At 66.5% G+C, this 24,778-nt stretch carries 26 protein-coding genes and 1 pseudogene; 5 read left to right on the top strand and 22 right to left on the bottom strand.

Annotation, left to right across the window (positions count from 1 at the left end):
• The 4 genes and pseudogenes from RMQ73_RS14185 to RMQ73_RS14170 form a co-directional block, all read left to right on the top strand.
• Positions 1 to 312, top strand: a pseudogene (locus RMQ73_RS14185) (aspartate racemase); the annotation flags it as partial.
• Between the two features lie 43 nt (positions 313 to 355).
• A complete protein-coding gene (locus tag RMQ73_RS14180; RefSeq protein ID WP_310498981.1) occupies positions 356 to 1,477 on the top strand; it encodes an alcohol dehydrogenase catalytic domain-containing protein in 1,122 nt (373 codons plus the stop codon).
• Positions 1,477 to 2,223, top strand: a complete 747-nt coding sequence (locus RMQ73_RS14175) for an A24 family peptidase (protein ID WP_310498982.1) — start codon at positions 1,477 to 1,479, stop codon at positions 2,221 to 2,223. Before RMQ73_RS14180 ends, RMQ73_RS14175 begins: the two co-directional genes overlap by 1 nt.
• Complete coding sequence (locus tag RMQ73_RS14170; RefSeq protein WP_310498980.1) at positions 2,220 to 2,822, top strand: 2OG-Fe(II) oxygenase; 603 nt, start codon at positions 2,220 to 2,222, stop codon at positions 2,820 to 2,822. The genes RMQ73_RS14175 and RMQ73_RS14170 overlap by 4 nt, the downstream gene beginning before the upstream one ends.
• 22 nt (positions 2,823 to 2,844) lie before the next feature.
• On the opposite strand, the gene RMQ73_RS14165 is transcribed toward RMQ73_RS14170, so the two are convergent.
• The 16 genes from RMQ73_RS14165 to RMQ73_RS14090 form a co-directional block, all read right to left on the bottom strand.
• Positions 2,845 to 5,526, bottom strand: a complete 2,682-nt coding sequence (locus RMQ73_RS14165; RefSeq protein ID WP_310498979.1) for a TonB-dependent receptor domain-containing protein — start codon at positions 5,524 to 5,526, stop codon at positions 2,845 to 2,847.
• A gap of 83 nt (positions 5,527 to 5,609) precedes the next feature.
• A complete protein-coding gene (locus tag RMQ73_RS14160; RefSeq protein WP_310498978.1) occupies positions 5,610 to 7,136 on the bottom strand; it encodes a hypothetical protein in 1,527 nt (508 codons plus the stop codon).
• Between the two features lie 152 nt (positions 7,137 to 7,288).
• Complete coding sequence (locus RMQ73_RS14155) at positions 7,289 to 7,972, bottom strand: hypothetical protein (protein ID WP_310498977.1); 684 nt, start codon at positions 7,970 to 7,972, stop codon at positions 7,289 to 7,291.
• Complete coding sequence (locus RMQ73_RS14150; protein WP_310498976.1) at positions 7,969 to 8,406, bottom strand: hypothetical protein; 438 nt, start codon at positions 8,404 to 8,406, stop codon at positions 7,969 to 7,971. The genes RMQ73_RS14155 and RMQ73_RS14150 overlap by 4 nt, the downstream gene beginning before the upstream one ends.
• Positions 8,403 to 9,065 carry a type II secretion system protein N gene (gene gspN / locus RMQ73_RS14145; protein WP_310498975.1) on the bottom strand — a complete coding sequence of 221 codons (663 nt, stop codon included), beginning with the start codon at positions 9,063 to 9,065 and terminating at the stop codon, positions 8,403 to 8,405. The genes RMQ73_RS14150 and gspN overlap by 4 nt, the downstream gene beginning before the upstream one ends.
• Positions 9,062 to 9,541, bottom strand: coding sequence for a type II secretion system protein GspM (gene gspM / locus RMQ73_RS14140; protein WP_310498974.1), 480 nt, complete (start codon positions 9,539 to 9,541; stop codon positions 9,062 to 9,064). The genes gspN and gspM overlap by 4 nt, the downstream gene beginning before the upstream one ends.
• The gene (gene gspL, locus RMQ73_RS14135; protein WP_310498972.1) at positions 9,538 to 10,590 is read right to left on the bottom strand and encodes a type II secretion system protein GspL; all 1,053 of its coding nucleotides are present in this window, start codon (positions 10,588 to 10,590) and stop codon (positions 9,538 to 9,540) included. Before gspL ends, gspM begins: the two co-directional genes overlap by 4 nt.
• Positions 10,587 to 11,567: a type II secretion system minor pseudopilin GspK gene (gspK, locus tag RMQ73_RS14130; protein ID WP_310498970.1), complete on the bottom strand. Its 981-nt coding sequence runs from the start codon at positions 11,565 to 11,567 to the stop codon at positions 10,587 to 10,589. Before gspK ends, gspL begins: the two co-directional genes overlap by 4 nt.
• Positions 11,564 to 12,175 (bottom strand): type II secretion system minor pseudopilin GspJ, encoded by a 612-nt coding sequence (gene gspJ, locus RMQ73_RS14125; RefSeq protein WP_310498969.1) that lies wholly within the window; start codon positions 12,173 to 12,175, stop codon positions 11,564 to 11,566. Before gspJ ends, gspK begins: the two co-directional genes overlap by 4 nt.
• Positions 12,172 to 12,537 (bottom strand): type II secretion system minor pseudopilin GspI, encoded by a 366-nt coding sequence (gspI, locus tag RMQ73_RS14120; RefSeq protein ID WP_310498968.1) that lies wholly within the window; start codon positions 12,535 to 12,537, stop codon positions 12,172 to 12,174. Before gspI ends, gspJ begins: the two co-directional genes overlap by 4 nt.
• Positions 12,521 to 12,982 (bottom strand): GspH/FimT family pseudopilin, encoded by a 462-nt coding sequence (locus tag RMQ73_RS14115; RefSeq protein WP_310498967.1) that lies wholly within the window; start codon positions 12,980 to 12,982, stop codon positions 12,521 to 12,523. Before RMQ73_RS14115 ends, gspI begins: the two co-directional genes overlap by 17 nt.
• Positions 12,954 to 13,382, bottom strand: a complete 429-nt coding sequence (gspG, locus tag RMQ73_RS14110; RefSeq protein WP_310498966.1) for a type II secretion system major pseudopilin GspG — start codon at positions 13,380 to 13,382, stop codon at positions 12,954 to 12,956. The genes RMQ73_RS14115 and gspG overlap by 29 nt, the downstream gene beginning before the upstream one ends.
• Complete coding sequence (gene gspF, locus RMQ73_RS14105; protein WP_310498964.1) at positions 13,379 to 14,599, bottom strand: type II secretion system inner membrane protein GspF; 1,221 nt, start codon at positions 14,597 to 14,599, stop codon at positions 13,379 to 13,381. The genes gspG and gspF overlap by 4 nt, the downstream gene beginning before the upstream one ends.
• A complete protein-coding gene (locus RMQ73_RS14100) occupies positions 14,592 to 16,046 on the bottom strand; it encodes an ATPase, T2SS/T4P/T4SS family (protein WP_310498962.1) in 1,455 nt (484 codons plus the stop codon). The genes gspF and RMQ73_RS14100 overlap by 8 nt, the downstream gene beginning before the upstream one ends.
• The gene (gene gspD, locus RMQ73_RS14095) at positions 16,043 to 18,166 is read right to left on the bottom strand and encodes a type II secretion system secretin GspD (protein WP_310498961.1); all 2,124 of its coding nucleotides are present in this window, start codon (positions 18,164 to 18,166) and stop codon (positions 16,043 to 16,045) included. The genes RMQ73_RS14100 and gspD overlap by 4 nt, the downstream gene beginning before the upstream one ends.
• Complete coding sequence (locus RMQ73_RS14090) at positions 18,163 to 18,987, bottom strand: type II secretion system protein N (RefSeq protein WP_310498960.1); 825 nt, start codon at positions 18,985 to 18,987, stop codon at positions 18,163 to 18,165. Before RMQ73_RS14090 ends, gspD begins: the two co-directional genes overlap by 4 nt.
• 327 nt (positions 18,988 to 19,314) lie before the next feature.
• Here RMQ73_RS14090 and RMQ73_RS14085 point away from each other — a divergent pair, with 327 nt between their 5' ends.
• Entirely contained in the window at positions 19,315 to 20,661 is a 1,347-nt protein-coding gene (locus RMQ73_RS14085; RefSeq protein WP_310498959.1) for a DEAD/DEAH box helicase, read from the top strand.
• A 78-nt stretch (positions 20,662 to 20,739) separates the two neighbouring features.
• On the opposite strand, the gene RMQ73_RS14080 is transcribed toward RMQ73_RS14085, so the two are convergent.
• The 6 genes from RMQ73_RS14080 to RMQ73_RS14055 form a co-directional block, all read right to left on the bottom strand.
• Positions 20,740 to 21,195 carry a peptidylprolyl isomerase gene (locus tag RMQ73_RS14080; protein ID WP_310498958.1) on the bottom strand — a complete coding sequence of 152 codons (456 nt, stop codon included), beginning with the start codon at positions 21,193 to 21,195 and terminating at the stop codon, positions 20,740 to 20,742.
• A 32-nt stretch (positions 21,196 to 21,227) separates the two neighbouring features.
• Positions 21,228 to 21,665: a thioesterase family protein gene (locus tag RMQ73_RS14075; protein WP_310498956.1), complete on the bottom strand. Its 438-nt coding sequence runs from the start codon at positions 21,663 to 21,665 to the stop codon at positions 21,228 to 21,230.
• Positions 21,662 to 22,984 (bottom strand): cytochrome P450, encoded by a 1,323-nt coding sequence (locus tag RMQ73_RS14070; protein WP_310498954.1) that lies wholly within the window; start codon positions 22,982 to 22,984, stop codon positions 21,662 to 21,664. The genes RMQ73_RS14075 and RMQ73_RS14070 overlap by 4 nt, the downstream gene beginning before the upstream one ends.
• Before the next feature lie 13 nt (positions 22,985 to 22,997).
• Positions 22,998 to 23,774 (bottom strand): enoyl-CoA hydratase, encoded by a 777-nt coding sequence (locus tag RMQ73_RS14065; RefSeq protein ID WP_310498953.1) that lies wholly within the window; start codon positions 23,772 to 23,774, stop codon positions 22,998 to 23,000.
• 67 nt (positions 23,775 to 23,841) lie between these two features.
• The gene (locus RMQ73_RS14060; protein WP_310498952.1) at positions 23,842 to 24,384 is read right to left on the bottom strand and encodes a Smr/MutS family protein; all 543 of its coding nucleotides are present in this window, start codon (positions 24,382 to 24,384) and stop codon (positions 23,842 to 23,844) included.
• An 8-nt stretch (positions 24,385 to 24,392) separates the two neighbouring features.
• A partial coding sequence (locus RMQ73_RS14055) for a 3D domain-containing protein (RefSeq protein WP_310498951.1) occupies positions 24,393 to 24,778 on the bottom strand: 386 nt, incomplete at its 5' end.

Raw genomic sequence — 24,778 nt, 5'->3', positions numbered from 1 at the left:
ATCGGGCTGATTGCCATCGGCGCCACCATGGACGCGCGGTTGTATCACGACCGGGCGGGCGTGCCGGTCATCGATTGCAATCGCGCCATCGTGCAGCCGGTCATCGACCGCATCAAGGCCGGCGACCGTGGCCGCCATGTGCGCGGCGTTCTGGCCTCGGAGGCACAGAGGCTGGTCGCGGCCGGGGCGAGTGTCATCATCGCCGCCTGCACCGAAGTGCCGCTTGTGCTGACAGCGCGCGATGTGCCTGTGCCGCTGGTCGATGCCACGGCGGCACTGGCAGCAGCGACACTGGCTGCTGCCCGCCTCTGATCCTCTCTCGCGTCGGAGCGCATTTGTGCCTATCGATAAGGACATGACCGCGCCCCTCACAACCACTGCCGCCGTGCTTGATTCCATGGGCTCCGCCCGGCCCTATGCCGACAGCAAGCCCTTGCGGCTGGCGACGCTTGATCTGGTGCCGCCGGGGCCGGGGGAGCTGCTGGTCCGCATCGAAGCGGCTGGGCTGTGCCATTCCGATCTCAGTGTGGTGAACGCCGACCGGCCGCGCCCTATGCCGATGGCGCTCGGCCATGAAGCCTGTGCGACGGTCCTAGCCACCGGGCCGGGCTGCCGGCTGGCGGTCGGGGACCGGGTGGTGATGGCGTTCCTGCCCGCCTGCGGCCATTGCACGCCGTGCCGGTCGGGCACGTCCTGGCTGTGCGCCAATGGGGCGGCCGCCAATGGCAAGGGTGAGTTGCTGGGCGGCGGCGGGCGTCTGTCCGAATGCGGTCACGCCGTGCACCATCATCTTGGCCTGTCGGCCTTTGCCGACATGGCAGTCATCGATGAACGCTCGGCGGTGAAGATCGACGATGATATTCCGGCGGAAATCGCGGCGCTGTTTGGCTGCGCCGTGCTGACCGGCATGGGCGCCGTGTGCAATTCGGCAAATGTACGCCCCGGCGAAAGTGTCGCCATCTGGGGGCTGGGCGGGGTCGGGCTGGCGGCGCTTATCGGTGCAGTGGCGGCAGGCGCCGAGCCGGTGATCGCCATCGACCCGGTGGCGGCAAAACGCAGCCTCGCGCTCGAACTTGGCGCACGCGCCGCCGTGCATCCCGACGATGCCGAAGCCGCCTTTGCCGCGCACGGCGCCTGCGCCGTCGCTATCGAAAGCGTCGGGTCGGGCAAGGTGCTGGCGCAGGCGTACCGGCTGGCGGCACGCGGCGGCCGCATCGTCACCGTTGGACTGCCCAATCCCGCCGATCCATTCACCATCCCTGCCGTAAGCCTGGTGGCCGAGGCCAAGACCATCATCGGCAGTTATATGGGCAGCGCCATCCCGGCGCGCGACGTGCCGCGCTACATTGCGTTGTGGCGGGCAGGGCGTCTGCCGGTCGAACGCCTGTTGTCGGGCATCCGGCCGATGTCGGAAATCAATGCCGCGCTTGATGACCTGGCCAGTGGCGCCGCCATTCGGCAGATCCTGATCCCGTGATGTTGATGCTGCTCGGCCTGATTGCCGGGCTTGTTGCCGGCAGCTTTGTCGCGGCGTTGACGGTGCGATGGCCGCAGGGGCGCAGCATCGTGCATGGCCGCTCGGCCTGTGATGCGTGCGGGAAGACGCTTGGCCCGCTGGAACTGGTGCCGGTCATCAGCTTTGTGGCGCTGCGCGGGCGCTGCCGCCACTGCGGTGCGGCCATCGCCGGGCGAAATCTGGCGATAGAAGTCGCCGGGGGCGTCATTGGCGCCGCTGCAATGCTGGCGCAGCCGGGCATTTCGGGCGTGTTCGGCGCGGTTTTTGGTTGGTGGTTGCTGACATTGGCGGTACTCGATGCCGAGCATTTCTGGCTGCCTGACAGTCTGACTATCTCTTTGATCGGGACGGGAATTCTGGCTGGATCATGGGCTGCCCCGGAACTCTTGATGCGGCTGGCGGGCGCTGTCACCGGCTATCTGGTGCTCGCCGTTATTGCACAACTGTACAAAAGCCTGCGTGGCCATGCTGGCATGGGCGGAGGCGACCCCAAATTGCTCGCCGCCATCGGTGCCTGGCTGGGGCCGTGGCTGCTGGCGCCGGTGATGGCGGCCGCCGCGATGCTGGGGCTGGTGCTGGTGGGTGTCGATGCCCTGCGCGGGCGGCCTGTCACTGCAACGACCCGCGTGCCGTTCGGCGCGTTGCTGGCCGGCGCCGCCTGGGTGATGTGGCTGGTCAAGCCGTTGTGGGAGGGCCTGTTGCCATGACGATGTTCGCCGGTGCGCAGCGCCTGCCGGGCAACAAGGCCGAGCTGTACATCGCCAAGAATTTTCTGGCCGCCGAGGATTGCGCCGGACTGATGGAACTGATCGACGCCGGGCGCCGGCCATCGACAATTACCGATGCCTATGGCGCCGACGCCGGGTTTCGCACATCGGAAACCTGCGATCTGCCATCGGAAAATGCGCTTGTGGACCGAGTGCGCCGCGCCATTGCGAACACAGCCGGGCTGCCGCTGACACATGCCGAGTCGCTGCAAGGCCAGCGCTATGCGGTGGGGCAGGAGTTCAAGTTTCACACGGATTACTTCGAGCCGGGCGGGCTGGATTACTGGGAGCACTGCACGCAAAGCGGCCAGCGCACCTGGACGGTCATGATCTATCTGAATACGCCGGGCGCAGGCGGGGCGACGCGGTTTCGTCACCTGGACAAGATCATCCAGCCCGAAACCGGCAAGCTGGTGGCGTGGAACAACCGCACTGAGTCAGGCGGGGTCAATGCCCACACCCTGCATGCCGGCATGCCGGTCAGGGCGGGGACGAAATACATCATCACCGCCTGGTTCCGGGAACAGCCCTGGGTCTGAGGCCCAGGGCTGTGCCGAAGGATCAGAAGTTGGCCGAGACACCCAGCTGGAACGAACGGCCCAGCGCATAGGTGTTGTTGTCGATCCGCGACGTGCCAAGCTGCTGGAATTCCTGATAGCGCACGTTCGTCAGGTTGCGCGCTTCGAACTTGGCTTCGAGGTTGAGGCCCAGCAGATTGAAGCCCTGACGCGCCACGAAATCGATGCGCAGGCCTGGCCGCTCGACCAGATCGGGCTGGCCCGACGGGCCGCGATAGGTGACGCGGTCGCTGGCATAGTTGATCAGCAGCGTCTGTTCCGACAGCGAATCCTGGTCCTGGAAACCGATCTGCAGGTTGGCGACATGGTCCGACTGGCCGGTCAGCGGCAGGCCGTTCTTGAAGATGTCGGTCGCAGCAACGATCTGGCCCGAAAGCGGGAAGCGCGTGGTGTCGCCGGCACGAACGTTGATCGACGATTGGGCAAAGGTATAGTTTGCCGAGACGAACAGACGCCGGCTTTCGAACAGCTTGCCGATGCTTTCCAGCGAGAAATACTTCTGCACTTCCAGCTCGACGCCCCACAGCCTGGCCTTGGGGGCGTTGGCATAGGTGTTCAGGAATGTGCCGCCCTGGACAAAGGCAATGGCATCGATGGGATTGGTGATGTCCTTGAAAAAGGCACCGACGGCAAGGCGTTCATCCTTGCCGAAATACCATTCGTAGCGCGATTCGAGGTTGATCAACTGCGAGTCCACGAGGAACTGGTTGCCGAAGCTGTTGCGGTCGCTGTCGGTGTCGAAATAGATCTGCGGTGCCAATTCGCGGAACTGCGGCCGGGCGATGGTCTTGGACGCGGCAAAGCGCAGCTGCATGTCCTCGGCGAAATTCCAGGTCAGCGTCGCGGTCGGCAGCCAGTAACCGCGCTTGATGCGGCTGGTGCCGGTGCCGCCGGGATCGACGTTGAAGATATCGCGCGGGGACACGAACTGGTCGCCGCGTTCATAGCGGACGCCTGCAACGAACTGCACGCCGTCGGCTGGTTCGATCTCGACCTGACCATAGCCGGCATGCGTGGTCAGCCCGGCATCATACACCGGCGAAATCGACGACACGGTGTTGAGGATGATGCCATAGGTATAGACGTTGAAATCGGACAGCAGGAAATCCGGACGCTGCTGGGCAACAGCCAGCGGCACGGCGGCGTTCGACTGGTAGCGATAGTCGAACCGGCTCGAATTGCGCTTGCTCTGGCTGAAGGCGTAACCAGCCGTCAGACGGATCGGGAACGGGCCGTTTTCGATCTTGTAGCCAACGTCGCCGCCGGCGCCATAGACATCCTCGTTCAACCGGCTGAAGGCAACAAGGCTGGATTGGCCGGGCGAGCGCAGGTCGTTGATGAAATCGCCGGCTGCTGCCGAAAAGGCATAGTTGTTGAAGCGTTCATAGGGCGCCAGTCGTTTGGAATTGGCGATGGTGCCGCGCAGGTCGAGGCTGAGATTGTCCCATTTGAACTCGCTTACCAGCTGCGTGTCGATCAGCTGACGCCGGAACTGGGCAGTGGCGTTCCTCTGGAGCAGCACTTCGCCGCCGACATTGATGTCATCGATGCCGGCCTGGATGCGGGCTTCCTTGATGGTATCGTTCACGTAGACGTTGACGAAGCGTATCTTGTGGTCGCCGAATTCGAAGCCGACACCCAGCAAGCCGTTGAGCACGGTGCGCATTTCGGTGGCGACGAAGTTAAAATCCTGGTCGGGGTTCAGCTGCTGCTGGCCGTTCGGGCCGATGGCGATGCCGCCGGACAGCTGCTGCTTGCCGGCTTTGGTGCGCCAGTCGGTGGAAAAGCCCGCCGACAGAATCAAGCCGATGCGGTTGTCACCGACATCCCAGGCGCGGCCACCCTGGAAGCTTGCGCTCCAGTTAACCGGAATATTGTCATTGCGGAAGATGACGTTGGTTTCGGCGTTGGTCAGCGTTGCAGTCAGGTCCTGCAACTGGCGCAGGTTGAAGTTGGTACCCACCGCGAGAAGCTTGCCTGCTGACTGGGCTGCGGCAAGGCTGGCCGGCACAGTGCGGGTGCCATCGTCAAAACCGGTCCAGTCGGTGCGGCCACCGGAATAGACATAGCCAAGCTGGCCAGTGGTGACGGTGTTGCCGCCAAAGGAGCCGCCGATGGTGAAAAACGGCTTGTCCGGGATGGCGCGGGTGGTCAGGTTGATGACACCGCCGCCGAATTCACCGGGGAAATTGGCCGAATAGCTTTTCTGGACAACGGATGATGCCAGGATCGCGGTGGGGAACAGATCGAGCGGCACGACGCGGCGCAGCGGATCGGGCGAAGGGATCGGCAGGCCGTTGAGTAGCGCCAGTGAATAGCGTTCGCCAAGGCCGCGCACATACACAAAACGGCCGCCGACAACCGACAGGCCGGTGACACGTTGCAGCGCGCCGGCAATGTCGCCTTCGCCGGTGCGGGCGATATCGGCTTGGGAGAGCACCGACACCACTTCGCGGCTGGCGCGAATGGCGTTGGGGATACGGGTGCCGATGACGACGATTTCGTCCGAGCTGCCGCCCGGAACCGACACTTCGACCTCTTCTTCAGCGGGCGTCGTGGGTGCGGGCGCAGTGGCTGCCGGTTCAGGCGCCGGTGGGGCCGGGATCGGCGCCGTTTGCGCCAGCACAGGGCCGGCCAGGACGGTCGTTGCGAGCAAGACGCTCAAAGTCAGTCGTTTGGTCATCATAAACCCCCTGGCAAGTGTGAGACAGTTGGCCGGAGCAGCAATTGCCCCGGCCATGCTGTGGCTCAATTGCCGGTATTGGCAGGTGCAGCGGTGCAGGCAGTGGCGCCGGCGCCGACGCCGCAGGTCCAGCCCGCGTACCAGGTGTCGGTGCTGTTACGGAACGCGCCGACAAAGTTGACCTGGTCAAAGAACGTGCCCGAACCCGCAATGGTGCGCGGATCGGTGGCGACCGCTGCGGTTTCGAATGCGCCGGGCAGGAAAACGCTGGTCAGCGTGAGCGCCAGGGGCGGCAGCAGGTTGTTATTGCCGGTGATGAACGGCGAGATGGTCGCCAGCGGCACATCGGCTTCGTCGCGCGCGGCCGACAGGCAGCCGAACAGCACCGAGCGGAACAGCGGCGCGCCGGCCTCGTCCTGCGCGGCATCGGCTGCGGCAGCGGTCTGGGCGCCGTCGATGTCGAGGCAGCTGTTGGTGGCGTTGGTGATGATGCCGTTGAACAACGTATAGTCGGTGCCGCCGCGCAGCAGCACGGGGTCGGACGGACGGTTCGAGATGAAGGTGAAGTTCGACAGGCGGATGTTGGAACGCGGCGTGCGGGTTTCGCCGCCGTTGCTGTCGGCCTCGATGACACGGTCGCCGCCGTTGGCGCGCTGGACGACCAGCACATACTGCAGCAAGCCCTTGAAGCCGAGATCGGTGTCGATGTTGTCATCGTCGTTGCCGGTCAGCACGAGATACTTGCCGTTGACGCGGCCGCCGAACCATTCGATGCCGTCGTCCGAGCTGTTGTGGACCTGGATGTTCTGGAAGAAGGTGCCAGAGCCGGTGCCGGCCAGGGTGATGCCGTTCAGCTCGTTGCCGGCGCTGACTTCGAAACCTGGATAGCGCACCTGGATGAAGGCCATGCGGCCCGAATTGTCGCTGGTGGTGGCGCCGCCGTAAAATGCACCCGTCAGGCCTTCGACCGCCGACTGGCAGCCGACTGTGCCCGGCGTGACGCCCGCGCCGATGCAGGTGTGGATCGGCGCGCGGCCGAGAACCACTACGCCGCCCCATTGGCCGATCGAGCTGTCGTTGACCGTGCCTTCCATGTTGGAACGGCTGGTGAAGATGATCGGGCGTGTGGCGGTGCCTTCGGCAAAGATCTGCGATCCGCGGTTGATGACCAGCGCGTCGGCGCCGGACGAGCCGAAGATCACGGTGCCGGGTTCGATGGTCAGGATGCCCTGAGCGCCGCCGGCGACGGGAGCGGCCGGATCGGCGCCAAGGTCGATGCCGATGTTGACGCGGCCGGACAGCGAGTAAACCACGCCGCGCAGGTTCGCCAGCGTCAGCGGGCCAGTGATGGTGCCCGAGATCTGGCAATTGCGGGTGTTGTTGATGATGCCGACATTGGCGGTGCCGGTCGGGCAGCTGGCGGCGGGGCCGGTCGGTGTCGGGGTGGGTGTGGGCGTCGGCGTCGGGGTGGGTGCCGGCGGCGGTGTCACCAGCGTGCCTTCACCGGGGCTGGCGATGTTGGACGCGCCGTCGCAGGCGGCCAGCACCAGCGCGGACCCGATGAGCAGGAGATTGCGAAGCCGAATGTTCATGGTGACCCCTTTTGGCAGCAAGACTGTCGTCACGTGATGGGCGCAGAGATTGGTCGCGCTGTGACGATTTCAGCGTTTGCACTAAGGGTGATTCATGGCGTCGTTGTTACCGACTTGTGGCGCATTGGTTTCAGCAATGTTGTGATTTTGTTTCAGCGGGGCTGGCTGACGGTCACGCGGGCCATTTGCCCGGCGCGTTCGTAAACCAGGACTATCGAGCCGTTCGCGGCGAGTTCATCGCCCAGTTCGCCGACTTTCTCGTCTGATGCCAAAGCATTGCCGTTGGCGCTGACCAGCACGTCGCCGCGCTTCAGCCCGGCTGCCGCCAGCATGGGCAGCGCCGATAGATCATCCAGGCGAAAGCCGCGCATCTGCCCGCCTTGTTTCAGAGGCGACATCGCCAGCCGCCAGCTGTTGGCGCCGGGCGGCTTTGTGCCTGCGGCAGCCAGCGGGACACCGGGAAACCCAAGCGTGATGCGCTGGCCCCGGGATTCCAGTTCCACAGTGCCTGCGCCGACTGCCGCAAGGCGCGTACCGGGAGCGGCCACGCCGCCCACCCGCACCAGGCGCTGCTTGCCATCGGCGCCTTCGAGGATAGCGCCGCTGCCAAGGATGCCGCGCAGGATCAGCGCGGGCGGCGCGGGCGCAGCAAGGGGCGCGGCAGGCTGTGGGACGGCGGCCAATGACCGGGCAGGGGCCATCACCGCGGCCGGCTGCGCCGGCGCGGAAGGGCGCAGCACCATCACCATGACTGCGCTCAGTGCCAGGCCGCCCGCCACGGCCAACGCCCATTCGCGCCAGCTGGTGGCGCGCGGCTCGGCCAATTGCCGTGTCACTGGCAGCCGATGATGCCGGCGACCGGCGCCACGATGGCGGTGCCGTCGTCCTGGGTCAGTGTCAGTATGCCGTCGCGGATGATGGCACCGCCGCTGGTCGCCGGCACGATCGCCAGGTCGAGCGCCACGGTGATGGCCGCGCTGCGATACTGGCGCTTGGCCGCGAAGCCCAACACCGGCGCGCCAGCCTCCGACGAATCGATGCCGGGCAGGCTGGTGGCCCGGCCGCCAAGAATGACCAGCATCTGTGATGGCTGGGCGGTGGCCATGGCAATGCGCCGGCCGGTGGCGCGTTCCCACAAGAACATCGCGCAACTGTTTTTCGCCAATGGCTGCTGCGGCAGGTCGCCCAGCGGCAGGACCGATGCCGGCGGCGCGGGCGTTGCGGCCTGCGCCGCCATGGCTGCCAGCGCGATGACAAATGCAACAATCACCAGCGTCCTTCCTGTGTCATGGCCAGTCCGTCCGGCCCGGCACGCAAACCGGCGGCCTCCAGCATTGCCACGCGTTCCGGCGGCAGGCCGGTGAGCCGCAGCCGTGCCGTCCATTGCCGTTTGCCGAGCCGGATGTCGAGAAAGCTGCGCCCGTCCGCTGACGCCAGCGGCAGTGACAGGATGCCGTTGTCACAGGCCAATGTGCCAGACAGCATGCCGGCGGCGGCCAATGGCCCTTGCGGCTGCACCTGCACCTCGCCCGAGGCGCTGCGGCATTGGTCACCCGCCATGGTCACTGTCACCGCGCGCGCCTGTGCAAGACCGATCGGCAGGGCGCCTGCAACATTGACCTGGCCCGAAAGCCCGCGCACTCCGGCGCCGCCCCAGCCTCGCCACAACTGGCCCGTCATTGCGGTGCCGTCCAGCGCATAGGCCGCACGGCCCTGAAACAACGACAACGGTTGCAGCGCGAAGGAGATGTCGCCCAAGGCCGTGCCGCCAAACGCGGCGCCCAGCATCTGCCCCTTCCAGATCGTGCCCGACACCGCCGCTGCGCCAAGGCCGCTGCCCGAGGAAATGCCCGACAGGGCGATCCGCAGCGGCATCAGCGCCAGCAACGCGGCAAACAGGCCAAGGGCAATAGCAGCCAGCCGATTCAACGCCCGGCTCCGATGCTCAATCGCGCCGTCACCGTGCCGTCGGCATTGCGGCTGGCCGTCAGCTGCTGGATGACCAGCCCGTCGGATTGTTCCAGCGCCGAAACCAGGGCCAGCAAAGCTGGTCCGCGCACCGCCGGGATGCTCACCAGCACCGCGCCGTCGCCCCCGGCTGTGATCTGGTCTGCCGCGACACCGGCTGTACTGATCCGCGCGCTGACCCGTTCGATGACCGGGCCTGATGGCTGTGCCGCGCGGCGCTGCTGAGCCAAAACGATGCGCTCGGCATCGGCCCTGATTTCGGCCAACGCCTTTACACTTGCCCCCGCGCGCGCCTCGGCTGCGGCACGTGCGCTTGCCAGCGGTCGCAGCAGCACCAGCCAGACCAGCAGCGCGGCCAGCAACGCCAGCATGACGCCGACCAGCCATTGCTCGCGGCGGCTGCGTGCCCGCCACCATGGCATCACTATTGCGATCATCGCCGCATCATCCGGATATCGGTCACGGCCGTGTCGCCCTGCCGGCGTTCCCCCGCCAAAATGGCGCCAGGTCCGAGCGCAGCCAGAACGGCGTCGCGCTCGGCAGGGCTGGCGGCGAGGCCAGCCACCAGGCCCGTTGCCGGTGCATAATCAAGGCTGGCGACCGACGCCTGCGGCTGCGCCGTAACGATATCCGCCAGCGGCGCGGCCAGTGCAGTCATGCCGCCATCCGCGCCCAGTGCCGTGACGCGCGCCGCGACCTGCGCGCGGGCGGTGTCGGCGGTAATGACCGCGCCGGCCGGCAGCACGGCGGCTGCGGCCGCAATCATCTTTTGCCCCGCAGCATCGGCAGCGCGCGCGGCCTGCCACCATGCCGCCAGGTCCCCGGCGGCCCAAAGCAGCGCGGCCCCGGCGGCCATGAGCGCCAGCCGCCGCCACAGGCCCGGCGCCGGCCGCCATGGTTGAACCAGTGCAAATTCGCCCTGCCGCAGATCGAGTGCCAGCACATCCAGTGCTGCGCCAAGATCATCCTCGAGCGTGGCGGCGTGCCGATGAAGTGCTCCGATCAGCAGCGGCGCCAGATCGGGGTCCGCGACAAAGGCAAGCGCGGTGCCGCGTACCAGTGTGCGGCCCGGCAGCGCCGCAACGCTGACACCATCGGCGGGCAGCGGCAGCAGCATCATGTCTGGAATGACATGGTCCGGCACCAGCCCGGCGTCGGCGAGCCGGTCGAGCCAGCCACGCATGCGGTCGTGCGCGACCATTGCTACCGGGCGCAGGCCGGCGCCATCGGCCACCGCGATATGGGTCGTTTCGGCGGGTCCGGCGCCAAGATCTGCGGCGATCATTCGTGCCGCCGCCCGGGCCTGGGCTGGCGCCAGCGCCGGCAGATCGACCCAGTGCAGGCTGACATCCTCGCCGGGGACAGCGGCGATGATGCGGGTGCCGGGCGCAGGCGCCGGCAGGCCGTGCCCACGCGCGGACACCTGCCCCTCCGAAAATCGCAGCCAATGCGGGTCTGGCCCGAGATGGATCAAAAGCACGCTCACTCCTCAGGGCTCCAGCGCCGGGCCAGAATACGCGGACGGCCCGCTATGGCGGAGCCCACGGCAGCGCCGGCTTCACCGACACGCACAAGCGTGCCTTGTTGTGCACTGGCGCCAGCAGCAATTATGCCGATGTCCAGAACGGCAAACGCCGGACTCACGATCACCTGGCCCAGCGCATCGGCGGGGGGACGGGCCTGTGCCAGCGCAGGGCTGGCCCAGAATGCGTCGCGGCTTTTCCAGCCGCCGCGGGGCCGGGCCGCGATCACGGCGCGGGCGCCATCGCTGCTGCTGCCGGTCAGCATCGCCAGCAGCGGCGCCTGCGCCGGCACCAAAGCGTTGACGTTGATTCGCGACAGTTCCGCCTCGGGCAGGGCGCACAGCAGCGGTCGTACGCGGGCATGGACGTCGGTATTTACCCCGGCCACGGCGCGCCATTCGCTGGTTTCGGCCATCAACGTGCCGCCGGTGCGATAGGGAATGATTGCCCGCGCATAGGCGGCATCTTCGGCGCCGCCAGGTCCGGGTGTGTCGTCGCTATCGATCCAGTCGGCGGTGGCGGCGGCGACGCTGCGCGCCTTGTCATCGGCGACCCCGGCCAGCGTCATCAGCCGTGCGAACTGCGCCACCGCCAAGGGCCGGGCCGCAAAACTGCCGCTGGTGCCGACCGCCAGGCTGTTAAGGTTGAAACAGGTGCCTGCGTCGCTGATCCGCGCATCGATACGCCCTTGCGGCAGGGCCAGCGTCAGTGGTTGGCCCAAAGCTGCCAGCATGGCACCAGGGCTGCGCATCCGGTCCAGCAGCAGCGTCTCGGCGGCTGCCATGCCGCTGCGCGCCTGTTCCTGTGCTGCAACATTGATCTGGAGCCGCTGGGCCAGTCGCAGCCGGTCGATCATGCCGGTGGCCAGCACCGACAATATGCCGACGAGAATGAGCACATTGATGAGCGCTGCGCCGGTTTCGGGCTTGCCCGGCGTCATGACACGCCTCCCGGTCCCAGCCGGAACACTTGCCGCACCGGGCCGATGCCGGCGATCTCCAGCGTAAGCTCGGCGGCTTCCGGCAACTTTTCCGGCGACGGCGGCGCCCAATTGTCCTGCCAGCGGTTGTCGGCGAACACCCGCAGTCGCGCGGACTTCACGCCGGTCAGAAGCACGGCAGCGTCGCCGTCGGGGGCGCCGTCGACCATGGCGGCGGCGCGGCGTTCCAGCCGGCCATCGGTGATGCGCCAGTTGACGCGCTGGATGGAGGCGCGCGGCTGGCTGGCGGCGTTTTGCCAACCGCGCCGCACGCATGTGAACCCTGCTGCGCCGGCGACAAATGCCGGTTGGCGCTGTCCCGCATTGTCGCGCCAGGACCGGGGCGCGGCCTGCGCCAGATCGGCCACCATCAGCGTGCGGGTGCGGGCCAATGCGCCGCTGGCATCGAGCGCGGCGCGCGCCCGGGCGCTGGTATCGATGCCGCTGGCGAGCAGGCCGGTGCCCGCAACCGCCATCATGGCAAAAATAAACAGGCCGACGAGCAGTTCGACGAGTGTGAAGCCGGCTTCGCGCGCAGTTACATGGCCAGTCTTTGCATGGCACGTCATGGCGCACGTACCACGGACTGGCTGGCCAGCGTCTGGCCCTCATCGCTTGTCACCGCAATGTCGATGCGCATCAGGCCGGCGCCGCTGTCCTGCGTCACCCGCCGTGTCCAGCGCCAGTCATGCCCGCCAGCGCGTTCGCTGCCGCTGGCACCGCCAGGCGGGGCAGTTTCAAGCTCTGCTTCGATGGCCTGGTTGCTGGCGACGATGCTGGCCATCAGCCGGTCATCCAGCCCGATGGCGGTGGTCAGCGATGCGCTTTGCAGACGCAGCAGCGCGACGGCGGCAAGGCTGAAGACCACCAGCGCCACCATGACCTCGATCAGGCTGAAGCCCTCCACAGACGGATCAGGACGCACCGACATGCACGCCTCCTGCTGCATCGACGGTGATCTCGCGTTGCTTGTCGCCCATCTTCAAAACGATGCGCGCCGGGCTCGCCAGGCCGGTGCTGTCGAACACCAGCGGCGGTCCGCCCGTCACTTCGATGCTGGCAGTGATCCCGTCATGCCACGGCCGCCGGGACAGCGCGGAATCTGCCAAAGGCGCCCAGCCGGCACCGGCGCGCCGGACAAGTTCGTGCCCGCCCGCATCGATCTGCATGCCCACATCGGCGCCCTCGCTGATGGCGCCGTCGCGGGCCATCACCAGACGCGCCGCCAGCGAATCTGCTTCATGGCCCAGCGCGGCCTGCGGCGACGGCAAGGCCATGACCAGCGCAGCACTGGCGATGCCGATGATGACCATCGCCACCATCAGCTCGACCAGCGTGAAGCCGGATTCAGAGCTGCCAGTTGCCGATATCGGCATTTTCCCCCTCGCCGCCGGTGGCGCCGTCAGGCCCCATCGACCAGATGTCGGCGGCGCCGTGGGTGCCCGGCACAGCGTATTGATAAGGGTGGCCCCAGGGGTCCTCGGGCAGCCGCAACACATAGCCGCCGGGCTTGTAGCGATCCGGCTGGGCGAGACCGGTCGGCGGTGTCTTGAGTGCGGCCAAGCCCTCGGCCGTGCTGGGATAGACGAGGTTGTCGGCGCGATAGGCGGTCAGTGCGCTTTCCAGCGTCGCGATATCGGCCCGCGCCTTGGTTGTGCTGGCCCGGTCGATATCGGGCAGCACATTGATGATGACCACCGTCGACAGGATGCCGATGATGACGATCACCACCATGAGTTCCACGAGTGTGAAGCCGTTTTGCCGTTTTTCGGTCATGACGATGCCAGCGTTTCGAGTTGCAGGATGGGGAGAAGGATGGATAGCACGATCAGTGCCACCATGCCGCCCATGATCAGGATGATCGCGGGTTCCAGCAGCGCCAGCGCGCCGGCGGTGAAGCCGTCGAATTCTCGTTCCAGCGTATCGGCGGCGCGTTCGAGCATCATGTCCAGCCGCCCGGCGCTTTCGCCGCCTGCCGCCATGTAGACGAGGATCGGCGGAAACACGCTGGTCTGCCGCAGAGCGCTCGAAAGACTGCCGCCTTCGCGGATGGTTTCGGCCATGCCGGCCGTCGCGGCCCTGAGCGCCCGGTTGCCGATTGTCGGGATGGTCAGTTGCAGCCCCTCGATGATAGGCAGCCGGCTGGCGACCATCATCGCGAGCGTGCGCGCCAGCCGCGCCGCATTCAGATCACGCAGCAAGCGCCCGAGCAGCGGCAAGCCTAGTAGGCGCGTGTCGAACCGCAGGCGAAAATCCTCGTCGCGCATCGCGCGCGCAAACAGCATCGCCAGCCCCGCGCCGATGATCAGGATCAGCCACCAGAAATTCGCCAGCAGCGCCGAAGCGCCAATGACCATTCGGGTCAGCAGTGGCAGCGTCTGGCCGATGTCGTCGAATTGCTGGGCGATGCGCGGCACGACAAATATCATAAGGCCGGCGACGGCCAGCAGCGCCACCACCGCCAGCGCCGCCGGATAGGCCAGCGCCGCCGTCACCCGCGCGCGGACTTGCGCCTGGCGTTCGAGCAATATCGACAGGCGTTCGAGGATTTGCGGCAAGGTGCCTGCACTTTCGCCAGCCGCGACCATGGCGCGGTACAGCGGCGGGAAACTGCGCGCCTCCAGCTTCATGGCGTCGGACAAGGGCCGGCCTTCGACGACGCCGCCATGCACGCGCGCCAGCACCTGCTGCACGGCCGCGGATTCGGCCTGGCGCATGATGGTGCGCAGCGCTTCCTCCAGCGGCGCGACCTCGGCGAGCGTTGCCAGCTGCCGCGTGAACATCGTCAATTGCCGCGCGCCGATGCGGCGGCGGCCCGGCGCGGTGGCGGCCTGCACTTCGTTCGCCGCGCCGGCAGTATCCAGCGCCAGCCGTGTCGCGAACAGCCCGCGCGCCATCAGGTCGGCCCTCGCGCTGGCATTGTCGTCGGCGCGGATCCGCCCCGAGCGCGCCTGTCCCTGCGTGTCGAGCGCGTCATAGCGAAACTCAGGCATCGGCCGACGCCCGCATGATGCGTACGGCCTCGGCAGCGGTGGTCAGCCCGTCCAGCACAAGTTGCCGCGCCGCATCCGCCAATGCCGGCGAATCGGCAAAGGCCGCCGCCGCAATCGCCGCTTCATCACCGCCGGCATGTATCAGCGCGCGAATGGTGTCGGTGACACGCACCGCCTCGAACACGCCGATGCGGCCCTGATAGCCGCTGTTCCCGCAGGCATCGCAGCCAGCGGCGTCATGGATCTGGCTACCTTGCGCGATGCCGATGGAGGCTGCCGTCGCCGCATCGGCCACATGGGCTGTGCGGCAGACCGGGCACAGCCGCCGTACCAGCCGCTGGGCGATGACGCATCGCAGGGTGGATGCCAGCAGGAACGGCTCGACGCCGAAATCGCGCAGGCGCGTGATGGCGCCGACGGCGTCATTGGTATGCACCGACGACAGCACGAGATGGCCGGTCAGCGCCGCCTGCACGGCGATTTGCGCGGTTTCGGCATCGCGGATTTCGCCGACCATCACCGTGTCGGGGTCCTGCCGCAAGATCGCCCGCAGGCCGGCGGCGAACGATAGCCCGACCTTGGCATTGACCTGCGTCTGGCCAACGCCTTCAACGGCATATTCGACCGGGTCTTCGACCGTCAGGATATTGCGGCTGCCATCATTGAGAAGCCGCAGCCCGGCATAGAGCGTCGTCGTCTTGCCGCTACCGGTGGGGCCGGTGACCAGCACCATGCCGTTGGGCTCGGCCAGCGCGCCGCGCAGCACGTCCTTTGTCGCCGCCGGCATGCCCAGCGCTGCCAGGTCGATGCCTGCATTGTCCTTGTCGAGCAGGCGCAGCACGACACGCTCGCCGGTGCGCGAGGGCAGGGTGGAGACGCGCACATCCAGGCTCTTGCCGCCAAGATTGAGGCCGATGCGGCCATCCTGCGGCAGACGGCGTTCGGCAATATCCAGCCGCGCCATGACCTTGATACGGCTGACCACCATCGCCGCGACATGCGCCGGCAGCCGGTGCCGCTCAGCCAATTGGCCATCAATGCGCATGCGCACCACCAGCGCGCTGTCATAGGGCTCGATATGGATATCCGACACGCCCTGCCGCGCTGCCTCGGCGATCAGGCCATTGATCAGCCGGATGACCGGCGCCTCGTCATCACTGTCCAGCAGATCTTCCGCCGACGGAATATCGCTCTCCAGCGCTGCCAGGCCGTCCGCCTCGCCGGCATAGCCCTGCACGGCATAGCGGTCGGACAGCAGCGCATCAAAGGCCTGTGCGCTAACCTGCTCCACCGCCAAAGGGCGCCCGGCCAGCCGCCGCACCTCGATCAGGGCGCGCGGATCGGCGTCCAGCCGCAGCGCCACGGCGACGCGGCCGTCATCCTGCGCAGTGACGATGACGCCGTGCCGACGGGCAAAGCCATAAGGCAGATGGACGGCGCCGGTCATTTTGGTGGCAGGGGTCGAGAAGGCTGGGGCGGGACGGCGGGTTCGACACCCGGTACCACAGGTTCCGCCGGCGGCGCCGTGCGCAGATAGTCCGCCAGAAGTTCATCGATCGGCGTCAACTGCGAGCCTTGCTGGCGCCCCTGCGCGTCGCGAATATAGCTGTAGCGCTGCGCCGCAATGCGCTGCGCGTCCTCGGCGGACCGGATGATCGTCGGCCGGATGAACACCATCAGATTGGTTTTGGTGCGGCTGCGCGCGCGCGAGCGGAACAGCTCGCCAAGCAGCGGGATATCACCCAGCAGCGGCACCTTTTCGATACTGCGCCGCTCGTTTTCATCGATCAGCCCGCCGAGCGCGATGATCTGGCCGTCGTCGATGGTGACGGTTGTGGAAATCTCGCGCTTGTTGAGGATCAGGTCGGGAATGTTCGCAGTGATGACGGCATTGGAAATGGAGCTGACCTCCTGCCGGATCATCAGCTTGATGGCCCCGCCGGCATTGATCTGCGGCTTGACGTCAAGCTGGATGCCGATGTCCTGCCGCTGCACGGTGCGAAAGGCATTGTCGAAATTGTTGGACAGCGCCTGGCCGGTGGCAATCGGCACATTCTGGCCGACAAGGATACGCGCCTGCTGGTTGTCGAGCGTCATGACCGATGGCGTTGACAACACGTTGGACGCCGTGTCGGATTTCACGGCGTTGACGATGAAGCTGAACACCGCGTCATTGCCGAGATTGCCGCCAAAACCAAAGGTGCCGCCGGTCGCGCCCAACAGCGATTGCAGCGCCGTGTTGCGTAGCGAAGTGGTGGTGACATTGTCCTTGCCATAGCGGTTTTCGGAAAGGATCGCCCCGGTGATGGCCAGCAGGTTGGGCGAGGCATTCGAATAGTTTGTCATCGAAAACGGAACGTTGGAACCCTCCTTGCCCGACAGCAGGAACTGCACGCCCAGCGCGCGCGCCGCGATGTCGGAAATTTCCACGATCACCGCCTCGACAAGCACCTGGTCGCGGCGCACATCGAGCTGGCGGATGACCTCGCCCAGCCGGCGCTGCACGTCATTGGGCGCAGCAATGACGATGGCATTGGCGCCTTCGTAACGGGCGATTACTGCCTGGCCGCGCCCGATGGACGCGCCGGGAATGAAGCCGTTGGTGCCGGTGGCGCCTTGCTGGGCAGGGGCAAATACAGATGGCTGGGCCTGCGCGGACGCGCCCGCCTGTCCAGCCGCACCGGCGTTGCCAAAGGCGGGGCCTGTGGACATTTGTGCCGGTGCGGCCTGTGACGGCTGCACGCTTTGGCCGACAAGCTGCTGGAGCATGGGCACCAGTTTTTCGGCGTCGGCGTGATTAAGCATGTAAACGCGCACATCGGATCCGGCAGCAGCCTGGGCATCCAGCTGGGTTACGGTGCGCACCAGCTTGGCCACGGTTTGCGGGTCGCCGCGCAAGGCCACGCTGTTGGACGAATCAATGGCGGCAGCCGACCAGCCGCGCCCATCCTGCGCGCCTTGCGCCAATTGGCTCAGCGATGTTGCCACCTCGCGCGCGCCGGCATTTTTCAGTGCCACGACCTGCACGGTCTGGCGGTCGCGGTCGATCTGGCGCGCCAGCCCTCGCACCCGAACGACATTGTCGGCATAATCGGCGATGATGACGGCATTGCCGGCGCGGTTGGCGGTCAACTGGCCTTCGCGGCTGACCAGCGGGCGCAGCGTCTCGATGGCAGACGCCGCATCGATATTGTCGAGCCGCAGCACTTCGGTGACAAAGCGGTCGCGGCCCTGTCCGGCGCTCGGCGTGCTTCCCGCCGTGTCCACCGGTGCCACGCGCAGCGCGCCGCCCGCTGCCGGGGCGAGCACGAGGCCGTTGGCGCGCAGGGTCGACAGAAAAAGCTCGAAATAGGCCGCCCGGTCGAGCGGGCGTTCGGAGACGACCGACACCTTGCCCTGCACGCGCGGGTCGATGATGAAGGTGCGGCCCGTGGCACGCGCCACATCCTGGATATAGGCGCGGATATCGGCATCGCGCAGATTGACGGTCTGCTGCGCCAGCGCCGGCGCCGTCATCAGCCATTGGCCCAGAAGCAGGGTTGCCAGAAGCAGCGAGGAACGTTTCATTTGTTTGCCAGTCTCAAGGTGATCGGCGCGCCGCCGCGTTCGATGGTGATCGGCAGGCCGCCGGCATCGAGCCGCCGCGCCAGCGCCGCCGGGTCGCCCAGCGCTGAAACCGGCGTGCCGTCCACCGCGACCAGCACATCGCCCGATTGCAGGCCTGCGGCGGCAAAGGCCGCGCCTGAGCCTTTGGGGTTCAGGATCAGGCCAGTGACGCGGGTGCCCGCAAGGCGCGGCACCATGGCGAGGTCGGCAGCAAGACGCGGCGCCGGCTGTTGTCCCGGCGCAAGCTGCGACAGGGGCGCTGCGGAGGACTGGTCGAGAAACAACTGCTCGTCGCGCCCGCCGCGCGAGAGGGTCACGGCATCGAATTCCACGGCCTTCAGCGTGACGCCGGGCAGGATTTCATCGCCGACGCCATAGCTTTGCTGCACGCCGTCGGCCGCCGCGATGATGGCGGAACCGCGCCCGGAGACCGTATCGACGCGCGTGCCCGACAGTATGAGGTCAAGGCTGGATACTTCCGCCATGCCGCCGCCAGGACCATCGGCTGCCGCACTGCGATTGAACGGGTCAGGCCCGGCTGCTGTCATCACCGGAACCGCCGACGATGCCATGGCCGGCCCATCGCCCAACGGCCCGGCTGGCGTGACAACAGCCCAGATCAGCCGCGCCAGCGCAGCCAGCAACAGTGCCGCCAGCACGGCCTGTGCCAGCGTCAAAATCTGCGCCATCACTGGCTTGTCCGACGTCAAACCCAGCAGCGTATCCCCCTTGGCGGGCGTACCAGTCCGGCCCGGCGCAGAATCGCCCGCGCCATTGCTCATCACCGCCCTAATCAAGCTCCCCTAGCCATGCTCCATGACACATCAGTGACACTCATGTGACAAGCGGTGATGTGGGATTTTCGTGGCCCGGTTTGACTTTTTGCAGCGCAGCATGCATCAGGGTCTTGCTCAAGCGCCTTGACTGGCGCGCGCCGGGTGCGTGATCGGGGTCGCTGGAATGTCAGCGCGGCTCCATGACCCGGGCGCCAGGAGCCGCCCAACGGGCCGCCCCCATCACGCGGGTTGTCTAGAACCCGAGGCTCTCCGGTGTCAGAACCGGTGCTGCCGCGCGCCATGTTGCGCGTATATTGAAGAGCATGTTTTCCAATGAAATTCACTGATTTCGGCCTCGCCGAACCCCTTGCACGTGCATTGGCCGAAAAGGGCTATGCCGATCCCACACCTATTCAGATCCAGGCCATCCCGCCCGTGCTCGAAGGCAAGGATCTGTGCGGCATCGCCCAGACCGGCACCGGTAAGACCGCTGCGTTCGCGCTGCCGACGCTGCACCGCCTTGCTGCCACCCCCAAGCACCGCCTGAAATATGCCACGCGCTGCCTCGTGCTGGCCCCGACCCGCGAGCTGGTCTCGCAAATCGCCGCCAGCTTCCAGAGCTATGGCAAGTTCATGAAACTGAGCGTCACCACGGTTTTTGGCGGCGTACCCATTTCGCGGCAGGACCGCGCCATGGCACCGGGCGTCGATGTCGTCGTCGCCACGCCGGGGCGTCTTCTCGACCTCGTCGAGCGCGGCAGCCTGGATTTGCGCAACGTCGAAGTGCTGGTGCTGGACGAAGCCGACCAGATGCTCGACCTGGGTTTCATCCATGATCTGCGCCGCATCGTCGGTCTGTTGCCGCGTCAGCGCCAGACGCTGTTCTTTTCGGCCACCATGCCCAAGGCGATCGAGGAACTGGCCGGGCGTTACCTGACCAACCCGGTCAAGGTTGCCGTCCAGCCGGCCGCAACGACCGCCGAGCGTGTCGATCAGGCGGTGATTTTCGTGGGCCAGATGGAAAAGCCGGCGCTGCTGCAACTGGTTCTGGCCAATCCGTCGGTCGAACGCGCTCTGGTGTTCACCCGCACCAAGCACGGTGCCGACCGCGTCGTGCGCCAGCTTGCCAGTGCAAACATCGTCGCCGAGGCGATCCATGGCAACAAGAGCCAGCCGCAGCGCGAACGGGCGCTCGCCGGCTTCAAGCACGGCACTGTCAAGGTGCTGGTTGCCACCGACATCGCCGCGCGCGGCATCGACGTGTCGGGCGTCAGCCACGTCATCAACTATGAACTGCCCAATGTGCCCGAACAATATGTCCACCGCATCGGCCGCACCGCGCGCGCCGGCGCCGATGGCCAGGCCATTGCGTTCTGCGCCGATGACGAGCGTCCGTTCCTGAAGGACATCGAAAAGACCATTCGCCAGAAGGTGTCCGTGCTGGCGCTGCCGGCCAATTTCCGCGAGGCCGTGGCGCATACTGCCAAGCTCGCCAAGCTGGCACCGCCCGCCCCGCGTGACGACGAACCGCCGCGCACGGCGCGCGACGATTTCGCCCGCCGTCCGACAGGTCCTGCCGGGCGCCGTTCCGGCCGTCCCGGCCGTGACAGCCGCGTGCAGGTCAAGCCGGCGGCACGTGCCGGCGGCGGTGGCGGTGGCAGTCGCCGCGGCGGCCGCTGATCACCGCCAATTGATGTAAAAAGGCCCGACAGTGTGAACTGCCGGGCCTTTTTTCGTTTGCGGTGTTCGCGCGATGCTTCAGGCCACAACGGCCTTGATGATCTTGCCGGGGCTGCGCGGCGGCTCACCCTTGGGCAGGGCATCGATATGGTCCATGCCGTCGGTCACTTCGCCCCACACCGTGTACTGGCGGTTGAGGAAGGCCGAATCGGCAAAGCAGATAAAGAACTGGCTGTTGGCGCTGTCGGGGTTCGACGAGCGCGCCATCGAGCAGGTGCCGCGCACATGCGGTTCCGACGAGAATTCCGCCTTGATGTTGGGGCGCTTGGAACCGCCCATGCCGGTACCGGTCGGGTCGCCGCCCTGCGCCATGAAGCCGGGGATGACGCGGTGGAACACGACACCGTCATAAAATCCCTCGGCAGCAAGGCAGGCAATCTGCGCGACATGCGCCGGAGCAAGGTCGGGGCGCAGGCGGATGACGACATCGCCGGTTTCGGTTGTCAGGGTCAGGGTGGTCGGTGCGTCGGTCATGGGTTCACTTTCCTGTTGGGGACGCGTGCCCCCTAGCCCTTCAGCGCGAAAGCCTCAAGCCGTGTCCGCAACGCTTGGGGCAACGGCGCCGGGCCGCCATCGCTGCCCCGATGGACCAGAACGCTGTCGCACAGCGCAAAACACACGCCGTGCTGAAATGCTGCCATGCCGGCCCGAAAGGATGAATTTCCTGCCGAGACAATGCCATAGCCGATGGTGGCAATGCCGGGGTAATTGGCCTCGGCCAGATAATCGATACCGACATGCGCGACCAGAAAGCGCGGCCGTGTGCCGGGGTTGCCGAGCGCGCGGCCGGTATCCCAGTTGAAGCTGACGCGCGCTTCCTCGAACATACGCGCGATGGCGACATTGTTGAGGTGCGCATTGGCATCCATGTCACCAAAGCGCGCCGGAATATCGATCGCCCAGGGGTAGGTCTCTCGAAGTCGCCGTCGGGCATCGTCCTTCATCGCATGGCGTACCTGATCGGCATGGTCTTGAGGCCCGAGACAAAATTGGCGATGGAATTTTTCGGCTCGCCGGCCAATTCGATGCTGTCCAGCCGGGGCAGCAGCTCGGCGAACAGCGCGCGGATTTCCATGCGGGCCAGATGCAGCCCCAGGCATTGGTGGACACCATTGCCGAACGCCGTCTGCGGGTTGGTCTTGCGGTCGACGCGGAAACTGTCGGCATCCCCCCAGACCTGTGTGTCGCGGTTGCCCGACCAATAGAACATCGCCAGGCCGTCACCGGCGCGAATGGTCTTGCCGCCGACGACCGTGTCCTGCGTCGCCGTGCGCATGAAATGCTTCACCGGCGTCACCCAGCGGATCATCTCCTCGACGGCTTGCGGGATAAGCGACGGATCGGCCTTGAGCTTGGCCATCTCAGCCGGATTGCGGATAAGCTGGAGCAGCCCCCCCGAGGCCGTCGAACTCGTCGTGTCATGGCCCGCCGTGACGGTGATGGCGTAATAGCTGATTGCCTCCATCAGGCCGATGGGCGCGCCATCGACCTCGCCTTGCGCGATGACCGTGGACAGATCTTCGCGCGGATTCGCGCGCCGGTCGGCGATGACGCCGCCGAAATACTGGAAGAACTGCTGCACCAACGCAAAGATATCGACCTGGGTGTTGCCGGTGGCAGGCGTTGCTGCGCCGCCCGTGGTAATCAGCTTGGAGCGCGCCACGACATCGGGATCTTGGGGCCCGAAGATTTCCTGCGTCATCTGCAGCATCATGGCCTCGTCGGTCGCCGGCAGGCCCAGGATGCGCATGATGACACGCAGCGGATACCAGAGCGCGACCTCGTTCACGAAATCACACGCGCCCCCCAGCGACGCCATGTGATCGACATGCGCCTTGGCGATGATAGCAATTTCGCCTTCCAGTTTCTTGAGATTTTGCGGCATGAACCAGGTGTTGGTCAGCCGCCGCAGCTTCATGTGCTGCGGGTCATCGATATCGACCAGCGTGCGGAACAGATGCGTGTCGCCTGATTGCGCCAGCGTCCATTGCTCGGCCTCGATCGGCGCCAGATACGTGCGCAGCCGGTTGATGAACACGTCATTTGCCTTGGATACCGAAGTGATATCGGCGTGCGAAGTGATCGACCAGAACGGGCGAAACCCGGTGGGCTCGGTCCAGTGCACCGCGTCCTGCTCTCGCAGTGTGCGATAGGCGTCCAGCACGGTTTCATCGGCATAGGCCGTCGGATTGACGATCATGTTGTCGATCGTGTCGCTGTTGAATCCCGCGAAGGGCACGGCGTCGCTGGCGGCTTCGGTCATGCTTGCATCCTTGCTATTGCTGGCGGCCACGGGCCTGGACAGCGCCGCGCGCGGCCTCGACATCCGAAGCCGACACCTGATTGTTCATCATGGTCGAACGCGCGCTTTCAAGCGCCATCGCCTCGCCGAATGGCAGTTCATAGCCATCCCCGATGAGCTGCTTGTAGGCAGTGCTGAAGCGCGGTTCGATGCTCGCCATGTCGGCGGCCAGCGCGCGTGCGACCGGCAACAGGTCATCCGCTACCACGACGCGATTGACCAGTCCCCAATTGGCGGCGGTATGGGCATCGAGGAAGTTGCCGGTCAGCGACAGTTCGCGTGCCCGATATGGTCCGATCAGCCGCGAAAGTTTCTGCGAAAGGCCCCAGCCCGGCATGATGCCGACCCGGGCATGGGTATCGGCAAAACGGGCATTTTCCGACGCAATCAACACGTCGCAGGCCAACGCAACCTCGAACCCGCCGGTGATGGCAACGCCGTTGATGGCGCCGATGACCGGCTTCCGGGTCTGTTCGATGGCCTTGACCGGGTTGTCTTCCGGCGTCTGGGCATTGGCGGCGCCCAGACCTTGCTGCCCAAGTTCCTTGAGGTCCAACCCGGCGGTGAAGGCGCGGGTGCCGGCGCCGGTCAGGATGATGGCGCGGACATTGTCATCGGCTTCGAGATCGCGGAACGCCTGCGCCAGCGCGGTGCGAAGGCCCGCAGAAAGCGCGTTCATCGCTTGCGGGCGGTTCATTGTCACCACGGCGACGGCGCTGTCGATTTCGATTGTCAGGACTGTGTCGTTCATGATGCCTCCGGTGTTTGATGCACCATATCGCAAAGCCAGCGCATTTGCCCTGTTCTTCACGTCAGGATCAGCGGCGCAGGATCAGGTAAAAGGCGCCGCTGCCGCCGTGATTGGGGTGGGCGGGGCGCAAGGCCGCGATCCGCACCCGCAGATCGGGCCGCGACAGCCAACCCGCCAGTTCGGCGCGGATGCGGCCCGGCCGGTCGGCGCGGCCCTTGCCGGTGATGACCAGGATGATGCGGGCGCCATCTGGCTGCGCCAGCGCCTCGCCCAGCCGGGCATGGGCATCTGCCAATGTATGCCCATGCAGGTCGATGACCCGGTCGGGTACGACGCGCCCGCGCCCGAGCTTGCGGTCCCAGCTGCCATCCAGCGTTGCGGCGGTGACATCGGGCTTTGTCGGCACAGGTGTCGCGGCTGGGCGTTTGCCTGGCGACTGCCTGCCAAGCGCTGCCTTCATCGGGTGTATGCTGATCGGCGCGGCGGCGGGCACAGGCGCTGGCGGCGGCAGCGGCTCGGGCGGCACCGGCGAGCGTCCCGGCAAAGGCCGGATGGTTGCGGCCACCCGGGACCAGAGCGCGCGTTCATGCGCTGTCAGCCGGCGCTGCATCGGGGCAGTCAGGGCAGCAGCCGCGCGGCTGCGGCGCGCGGGATGAGGATCAGGATACGTGCCGGGGCGGATTGGGCGCCCGCCTCGGTGCGTGCGGTCTGCCCGGCGCCGCGAAACAGATCGATGCGGTTCGCGCCCTTGATGGCGCCGCCGGTGTCCTGCGCGACCATCATCGCAGCCAATGGGGCGCCGCTGGCGGTGATGCTGGTTTCGACAAGCAGCGGCGCGCCAAGCGGCATGAACAGCGGGTCCGCCGCCACCGACACCCCCGGCGTCACGGCGATGCCCATGGCGCCGACCGGACCTTCGCCGATGATTTCGCGAAAGAACACCTGCGAGGGGTTGGCTGCCAATATACCCGGCGCCTCGGCCGGGTTGGCGCGCAGCCAGCCCA

Origin of the sequence: Sandarakinorhabdus sp., from assembly GCF_031430775.1 — a bacterium.
In the GTDB taxonomy this organism is placed as follows: Bacteria; Pseudomonadota; Alphaproteobacteria; order Sphingomonadales; family Sphingomonadaceae; genus Sandarakinorhabdus.
This window is presented reverse-complemented; position numbering and strand designations above follow the sequence as displayed.

What these genes read in the sequence shown, in the direction of transcription:
- RMQ73_RS14180 (WP_310498981.1), top strand. Translation starts at nt 356, where the DNA reads ATGACCGCGCCCCTCACAACCACTGCCGCCGTGCTTGATTCCATGGGC.
- RMQ73_RS14175 (WP_310498982.1), top strand. Translation starts at nt 1,477, where the DNA reads ATGTTGATGCTGCTCGGCCTGATTGCCGGGCTTGTTGCCGGCAGCTTT.
- RMQ73_RS14170 (WP_310498980.1), top strand. Translation starts at nt 2,220, where the DNA reads ATGACGATGTTCGCCGGTGCGCAGCGCCTGCCGGGCAACAAGGCCGAG.
- RMQ73_RS14160 (WP_310498978.1), bottom strand. Translation starts at nt 7,136, where the DNA reads ATGAACATTCGGCTTCGCAATCTCCTGCTCATCGGGTCCGCGCTGGTG.
- gspM (WP_310498974.1), bottom strand. Translation starts at nt 9,541, where the DNA reads ATGATCGCAATAGTGATGCCATGGTGGCGGGCACGCAGCCGCCGCGAG.
- gspK (WP_310498970.1), bottom strand. Translation starts at nt 11,567, where the DNA reads ATGACGCCGGGCAAGCCCGAAACCGGCGCAGCGCTCATCAATGTGCTC.
- gspJ (WP_310498969.1), bottom strand. Translation starts at nt 12,175, where the DNA reads ATGACGTGCCATGCAAAGACTGGCCATGTAACTGCGCGCGAAGCCGGC.
- gspI (WP_310498968.1), bottom strand. Translation starts at nt 12,537, where the DNA reads ATGTCGGTGCGTCCTGATCCGTCTGTGGAGGGCTTCAGCCTGATCGAG.
- RMQ73_RS14115 (WP_310498967.1), bottom strand. Translation starts at nt 12,982, where the DNA reads ATGCCGATATCGGCAACTGGCAGCTCTGAATCCGGCTTCACGCTGGTC.
- gspG (WP_310498966.1), bottom strand. Translation starts at nt 13,382, where the DNA reads ATGACCGAAAAACGGCAAAACGGCTTCACACTCGTGGAACTCATGGTG.
- gspF (WP_310498964.1), bottom strand. Translation starts at nt 14,599, where the DNA reads ATGCCTGAGTTTCGCTATGACGCGCTCGACACGCAGGGACAGGCGCGC.
- RMQ73_RS14100 (WP_310498962.1), bottom strand. Translation starts at nt 16,046, where the DNA reads ATGACCGGCGCCGTCCATCTGCCTTATGGCTTTGCCCGTCGGCACGGC.
- gspD (WP_310498961.1), bottom strand. Translation starts at nt 18,166, where the DNA reads ATGAAACGTTCCTCGCTGCTTCTGGCAACCCTGCTTCTGGGCCAATGG.
- RMQ73_RS14090 (WP_310498960.1), bottom strand. Translation starts at nt 18,987, where the DNA reads ATGAGCAATGGCGCGGGCGATTCTGCGCCGGGCCGGACTGGTACGCCC.
- RMQ73_RS14085 (WP_310498959.1), top strand. Translation starts at nt 19,315, where the DNA reads ATGAAATTCACTGATTTCGGCCTCGCCGAACCCCTTGCACGTGCATTG.
- RMQ73_RS14080 (WP_310498958.1), bottom strand. Translation starts at nt 21,195, where the DNA reads ATGACCGACGCACCGACCACCCTGACCCTGACAACCGAAACCGGCGAT.
- RMQ73_RS14075 (WP_310498956.1), bottom strand. Translation starts at nt 21,665, where the DNA reads ATGAAGGACGATGCCCGACGGCGACTTCGAGAGACCTACCCCTGGGCG.
- RMQ73_RS14070 (WP_310498954.1), bottom strand. Translation starts at nt 22,984, where the DNA reads ATGACCGAAGCCGCCAGCGACGCCGTGCCCTTCGCGGGATTCAACAGC.
- RMQ73_RS14065 (WP_310498953.1), bottom strand. Translation starts at nt 23,774, where the DNA reads ATGAACGACACAGTCCTGACAATCGAAATCGACAGCGCCGTCGCCGTG.
- RMQ73_RS14060 (WP_310498952.1), bottom strand. Translation starts at nt 24,384, where the DNA reads ATGCAGCGCCGGCTGACAGCGCATGAACGCGCGCTCTGGTCCCGGGTG.